Raw genomic sequence first — 6,231 nt, forward strand, 5'->3', positions numbered from 1 at the left:
CAAAATGCTTGCAGACTGCAGACAAAATCTGAGGATAGTAGTTTGAATGACCAAAAAGGCTACCAAAAACGCCTTCGGAAACAGACAGCTTTGGATCAGCAATAAGTGCTGCAGCATCAATAATTTTACGAGTTCCTAGGCCGTCACAGTCAGGACAGGCGCCATAAGGAGCGTTGAAGGAAAAATCGCGAGGCTGCAGATCATCCATGGAGTGACCGTGAATAGGACAAGCAAGCGCCAGTGAATACTGCAGAAGTTCTTCTGGCATAGTCTCTGGATTGGACTTATCGGCCAGGAGCAATATACCTACTTTACCCTGGGCAAGCTTAGTTGCCTGCTCAACGCCCTCAACAATGCGACCCAAAGAATCAGGACGGATAACAATACGGTCAACGACAACCTCAATATCATGCTTGAGCGTTTTACCCAGCGTGATCTCTTCATCAAGTTCACGCACAACGCCGTCAACACGAACGCGAGAAAATCCTTCTTTGCGCAGGTCTTCAAAAAGCTTGACGTACTCGCCCTTGCGGCCCAAAACAACAGGAGCCAGAACATAGGCTCTGCGTCCCTGACCAGCCTCAAGGATTTTATCGGCAACCTGATCTGTTGTCTGACGCTCAATAACGCGTCCACACTCAGGGCAGTGAGGAGTACCCATACGAGCATATAAAAGACGCAGATAATCATAGATTTCTGTAACAGTACCTACGGTAGAGCGAGGATTTCTAGAAGTTGTCTTCTGATCAATAGATACAGCTGGAGAAAGACCGTCAATAGAGTCAAGGTCTGGCTTATCCATCTGTCCCAAGAACTGACGGGCATAGCTGGACAAGGACTCAACGTAGCGGCGCTGTCCCTCTGCGTAAATGGTGTCAAAGGCAAGGCTTGACTTGCCCGAACCAGAAAGTCCCGTAATAACTACCAGCTGATCACGAGGGATATCAATGTCAATGTCTTGCAGGTTGTGCTCTCGTGCACCACGGATAGCAATTTTGCTTGAAGCCATAGTTCCTCACATAACCAGTTTGACGTACGCGTCTCTTTTGACGCGCCTGCCGCCAAACAATAGAAAACAACATCAGTACACACCGATACAATTTGTGCGTACTGATGTTCTAGTATACCCAAGATAGTGCCGCCAAAACACGGCAAGCGCGCTTCCCTATTTAATGCGAACCTTCATTACGGCTTTTTTGAGCTTAGAGCCAGAATTCTCCAGCGTACAGCCTGGTTTGTGAGCATCAGATGGAGGTGTCACTAAAAAATCACCAGCGTGCAAGGTAACCCATGTCTCTTCTCCAGGATTGGTGTAAGCACCAAAATCAGCGTCAGCATTGAACTCACCCTTAAGAACACACTGCTCAAGAGGGGCAACAGCAATGCTTTCGGTGCCAGAAATAACTACGTGAATATCGGCGTAAATCTTATGAGCCTCATAGTCCTTCTCGCCAGGTAGAACTGTTTCAATCTCCATGACGTTCACAAAAACGTTATCTCCATCAATTTCTGTTTTGCCCAAAGGCAGCTCGTCAAGATTGTGTGCTGCTAGAAACTCCGCAGCACAAGCCATATATTTTTGACCGAAGTCATTCTCAGATAAGTTTTTAATTGACGAGAAAATCATGTGAACCTCCTACGTTCAGCTAAAGTGCGCCGAAAAGATTATAGCTATCTCGTTTGCCATAAACTTCTATGGGTAGAATTAAGTAGTTACTGCATACAACTGCTATATAAGGAGAGACATGGCAGACGTAGATATTGATCGTGAGGCACTTCGTAAAGAGATTGACGCCGCACTTCACGGCAAAAAGAAAGAGCCACAGCCACCTGCAGGCTTTGAACTCAATCAACACTCAAGCGTTAAACACGTTATTGGCGTTGTTTCTGGTAAGGGTGGCGTTGGCAAGTCTTTTGTCACCGGTATTCTTGCAACTAACCTTGCTCGTGCAGGTAAGCGCGTTGGTATTCTTGACGGCGATATTACCGGACCTTCAATTCCTCGTATGTTTGGCATTTCTGATGAGCGTTCTTACGGCGTTGAAGAGCAGCTTATTCCTATCGAGGACGCAAACGGTATCAAGATTATGAGCGCTAACCTGGTGCTTCAAAACGAGACCGATCCTGTTCTCTGGAGAGGCCCTGTTGTTGCTGGTGCTATCCAGCAGTTCTACAGCCAGTGCAACTGGGGTGACCTTGATTATCTGCTTATTGACATGCCTCCAGGAACGGGCGATGTTGCACTGACCGTATTTCAGTCCCTTCCTGTTGAGGGGGTTGTAATTGTTTCTTCTCCACAAGATCTTGTTCAGATGGTTGTGGGCAAGGCGGTACGCATGGCAGAAATGATGCATGTACCTGTGCTTGGTTTGATTGAGAACATGGCATATATCACCTGCCCTCACTGCGATGAGCGCATTGAGCCTTATGGCCCATCAAAGCTTGCCGAAACCGCAGCAGCATTTAACCTCAAGCCTTTGGGACAGCTTCCTATGGATGCAACCTTTGCGCAGATCGCCGATAAGGGAACCTTTAGTACGGAGCTTCCTCAAGGTCTTGTCCCTGACGCAACGCAGAGCGTTCTTGACCTGTAAGTCCTAGAAGCTGGTGCTTACACAATACAAAAGGTAATTCTTACTATGGCTCAAACAACGCGCATTAAAGAACGACAAGCAGCACAGGCTCAGCGTATTAAGCAAGCTCAGGCGTTCATGGTGCCAGACAACATTGATGTTGCAATTTTAGGTGGTGGCGCAGCAGGACTCTGCGCTGCCATCACTGCTGTTGAGGCTCTTGGTGTCAATAAGCGCGTTGTTGTCTTTGAAAAAGCATTGGAAAGCGGCAGAACTATCCTGGCAACGGGCGGAGGACGCTGCAACTTTACCAATGCTGATTTGAGCTTTAAGAATTTCTCTCATCCAGAGTTTGTCCAGGCTGTTTGCAGGGATAAGGACACCTTCCTTGCAGATATTCTCTCTTTCTTTAGGTCCAGCGGTCTTGCGTGGGCAACTGAAGACGAGGGCAGAATGTACCCGCTTACCAGGCAAGCAAGCTCCATCCAGTCACTTTTGCTCAGACGTGCCCAAAAAGCCGGTGTTCAATTTGCCCTGGGACGAGAAGTCACATCGGTAAAACCCCAGCACAACGGCTTCACCGTTACCTTTCAAGAATGCTTTGGTGGCGAGAAAACCCACAAAGTCCAAGCATCATCGGTAGTTCTAGCCACTGGCGGACTCGCAACCACAAATCTTGCAGAGAGCCTTGACTTGCAGACCACTTCACTGCGACCTGGACTCTGTGCACTTACTTGCTCTCCCCAACCTCCAGCAAGTTTAGATGGAAAGCGCGTCCGTGCTCATGCGATGCTTTTAAGAGATGGCAATGTCCTTAAACAGGAATCAGGCGAGCTACTCTTAAGGTCCTTTGGACTCTCGGGCATCATGATTTTTAACTTGTCCCGCACCGCTCTTCCAGGCGATGTACTTGAGATTGATCTTCTCCCTCAGCTTACAGAAGAAGTGGGTTCCGCAGCTGTAGAAGCTCACACCACCGACGGTCTTCTCGACCCACAAATTGCCGCCTACCTGAGCGTCAGCAATTCAGTTGAGACCACGGTTGCCAAAGCTCACAGAATGGCATTTACCGTTACGGGTACGTCTTCCAAAGTTGTCCCACAAGTCTGTGTTGGTGGTATTTCCGTTGAACAAGTGAGTGCAGACACACTTGAGGCGCGCAGCATTCCAGGTCTGTTTATCGCTGGAGAAGCTCTTGACATTGATGCTCAATGTGGAGGCTTTAACCTCTCGTGGGCGTGGAAGAGCGGTATGATCGCCGGTCTGGCTGCCGCAAAAAGCGCTGGTCAGAATTGCAAATCTTTGAAAGAGGACAACTAACATGCTGGAAGTATCAAACATTAAAGTTCATGTTGCTCCTCTTCGTAAGCATCCTGCTAAAGAATCAAAGGTGGGGTTTGACGCGCTCCTTCGCACTCTCCGAGTCTCTGCGGATGAGGTTGCCTCATATGAGCTGCATAAACGCTCAATTGATGCACGTAAAAGAAACGATATTGTTCTTATCCTTACCTACCACGTAAACCTTAAAGGTGGGCCTGCGGCGGAACAAAAACTCCTTAACAAGATTCAAGGCAAACCTGCGGCAAAGCATATCAAGCTTGCTGAGGCAAATGCTTTTACGCTTCCTAAAGCGAAGCAACCTGCTCCCTCAGAGAATCGTCCCGTTGTTGTAGGAGCAGGATGTGCAGGCTTGTTCTGTGCGCTTACGCTTGCCAAGGCTGGTCTTAATCCCCTGCTTATTGAGCGCGGAGATGATGCAGCACGAAGAACTGCAGCGGTAGAGCATCATAACCAAACGGGTCAGCTAGATCTTGAGAGCAACATCCAATTTGGTCTTGGTGGTGCTGGTACATTCTCTGACGGCAAGCTCAACACGGGTACCAAAAGTGCTTCTCACCGCTTTATTCTTGAGACTTTTGTAAAAGCAGGTGCACAGAAAAACATTTTATGGGATGCAAAACCCCATGTAGGAAGTGATGTTCTTCCCGCCGTTGTGACCAACATTGTCACAATGATTGAAGAGGCGGGTGGAACCGTTACATTTAGAACAAAACTCGCCTCCCTAGAGCGAGCCTCAGATGGCTCTCTTTCTGCAATTCAGGTTGAGAAGACCAATCCAGACGGCTCAACTCAAACTGAAACCATAAAGACTCGCACAATGATTCTTGCGACTGGTCACTCGAGTAGAGACACGTATGTCATGCTCAAAGACAAAGGTATTTCTATGGAGAGAAAAACCTTTGCTATGGGTGTGCGAATTGAGCATCTTCAGTCTCAAATCAATAAATCGTTGTACGGTCCCGAGGCAACCAATCCCGTACTTGGAGCGGCCCCTTACAAACTTTCTGTTCATCTTCCCTCTGGTAGGAGTGCTTTCTCATTCTGCATGTGTCCTGGTGGCTATGTTGTATCTGCAGCTAGCGAGAAGGACGGCGTAGTCACAAACGGCATGAGCCTGTCTGACCGTGCGGGCAAAAATGCCAACTCCGGCCTGTTAGCTAACGTCTATCCAGAAGATCTACCAGGAGACGACGTACTTGCTGGCATTGAGCTGCAACGCTCTTGCGAGCAGGCGGCCTTTAAAGCAGGCGGCGGCTCTTATGTTGCTCCTGCTCAGCTGGTTGGTGACTTCCTACACAAGAAAGCTTCTACTGGACCGCGTTCGGTAAAACCGACGTATCCACGTGGCGTTATCTGGACCTCACTTGAAGACTGTCTGCCTCCCTACATCCTACAAACCTTGCGAGAAGCCCTTCCAGTTATGGACAAAAAGCTTCATGGTTTTGCTCATCCCGATGCTGTGCTTACGGGAGTTGAAACAAGATCAAGCTCTCCTGTAAGAATTACCCGTGATGAAACAGGACAGAGCATTAACACACCAGGAATATGGCCTGTAGGTGAAGGCGCTGGCTATGCGGGCGGCATTATGAGTGCTGCTGCAGATGGCATTAGAATGGCTGAGCTTGTAGTAGAGCACTACAACAATGCTTAGTGCTTGCCTCTATAACGTCTGCGAGTTGCGTGAGCACTGCCCTTTCTAGCTCCTGTTTTAAGCCTTTTAATAACATCATCTGATGTAGTGCCTTCAAGCTGGCTTCTAATGGCTACAATCTGATCTCTGAGCTCTGCTGCATGCTCATAATCCATTGACGCAGAAGCTTCTGCCATCTCTGCTTCCATACCAGAAAGCATAGCCTCAACTTCTGAGCGCGGAAGATTTTGAAGCTCTTCAGCAAGCAATTCTGCAGGCATCTCAAGAATTGATTCTTGCTGTTCTTCAAGCGAATCTTCATCATCAGAAGCGGTATAGAACTCTCCGTTTTTGCGCTTACGCTTATCAACGTTTTCTGAAGCTTCAGCAATAAAGCCTGCAATATCCGTAATGGATTTCTTAACGGTCTTAGGTACAATACCGTGCTCTTTGTTAAACGCTTCCTGAATTTCTCGGCGCCTTTTTGTCTCATCTATAGCAATGCGCATAGAATCAGTGATTTTATCGGCATACATAATGACCTGGCCTGAAGCGTTTCTTGCCGCTCTACCCATAGTCTGAATAAGAGACCTTCTGTTTCTTAAGAAACCCTCTTTATCGGCATCAAGAATTGCTACGAGAGAAACCTCTGGAATATCAAGTCCTTCTCGCAAAAGGTTAATTCCA

5 protein-coding genes and 1 pseudogene are annotated in these 6,231 nt (G+C 47.9%); 3 read left to right on the forward strand and 3 right to left on the reverse strand.

Translation table 11 applies throughout. The features are described from left to right. Together RWJ43_RS05625 and RWJ43_RS05630 are read right to left on the reverse strand one after the other, a co-directional pair. Window positions 1-1,009 (reverse strand): annotated as a pseudogene (locus RWJ43_RS05625) (excinuclease ABC subunit UvrA); the annotation flags it as partial. A 156-nt stretch (window positions 1,010-1,165) separates the two neighbouring features. Beyond that, window positions 1,166-1,627: a YhcH/YjgK/YiaL family protein gene (locus RWJ43_RS05630; protein WP_314008816.1), complete on the reverse strand. Its 462-nt coding sequence runs from the start codon at window positions 1,625-1,627 to the stop codon at window positions 1,166-1,168. A 118-nt stretch (window positions 1,628-1,745) separates the two neighbouring features. On the opposite strand from RWJ43_RS05630, the gene RWJ43_RS05635 reads away from it, so the two are divergent. The 3 genes from RWJ43_RS05635 to RWJ43_RS05645 are packed head-to-tail and all read left to right on the forward strand — an operon-like array spanning window position 1,746 to window position 5,565. Continuing rightward, window positions 1,746-2,594 (forward strand): Mrp/NBP35 family ATP-binding protein, encoded by an 849-nt coding sequence (locus RWJ43_RS05635; RefSeq protein ID WP_314008819.1) that lies wholly within the window; start codon window positions 1,746-1,748, stop codon window positions 2,592-2,594. Between the two features lie 45 nt (window positions 2,595-2,639). After that, window positions 2,640-3,893, forward strand: a complete 1,254-nt coding sequence (locus tag RWJ43_RS05640; RefSeq protein ID WP_314008822.1) for an NAD(P)/FAD-dependent oxidoreductase — start codon at window positions 2,640-2,642, stop codon at window positions 3,891-3,893. Between the two features lies 1 nt (window position 3,894). Next, window positions 3,895-5,565 carry an FAD-dependent protein gene (locus RWJ43_RS05645; RefSeq protein ID WP_314008825.1) on the forward strand — a complete coding sequence of 557 codons (1,671 nt, stop codon included), beginning with the start codon at window positions 3,895-3,897 and terminating at the stop codon, window positions 5,563-5,565. Here the strand turns inward: RWJ43_RS05645 and RWJ43_RS05650 are convergent. Beyond that, on the reverse strand, window positions 5,562-6,231 hold a 670-nt coding region (locus tag RWJ43_RS05650; protein ID WP_314008828.1), incomplete at its 5' end, for a UvrB/UvrC motif-containing protein. The genes RWJ43_RS05645 and RWJ43_RS05650 overlap by 4 nt on opposite strands.

It is taken from the genome of Lancefieldella parvula (assembly GCF_963530955.1).
GTDB lineage: Bacteria > Actinomycetota > Coriobacteriia > Coriobacteriales > Atopobiaceae > Lancefieldella > Lancefieldella parvula_A.

Excerpts from the sequence above, each read along its gene's own strand:
- RWJ43_RS05630 (WP_314008816.1), bottom strand. The coding sequence starts at position 1,627 with ATGATTTTCTCGTCAATTAAAAACTTATCTGAGAATGACTTCGGTCAA.
- RWJ43_RS05635 (WP_314008819.1), top strand. The coding sequence starts at position 1,746 with ATGGCAGACGTAGATATTGATCGTGAGGCACTTCGTAAAGAGATTGAC.
- RWJ43_RS05640 (WP_314008822.1), top strand. The coding sequence starts at position 2,640 with ATGGCTCAAACAACGCGCATTAAAGAACGACAAGCAGCACAGGCTCAG.
- RWJ43_RS05645 (WP_314008825.1), top strand. The coding sequence starts at position 3,895 with ATGCTGGAAGTATCAAACATTAAAGTTCATGTTGCTCCTCTTCGTAAG.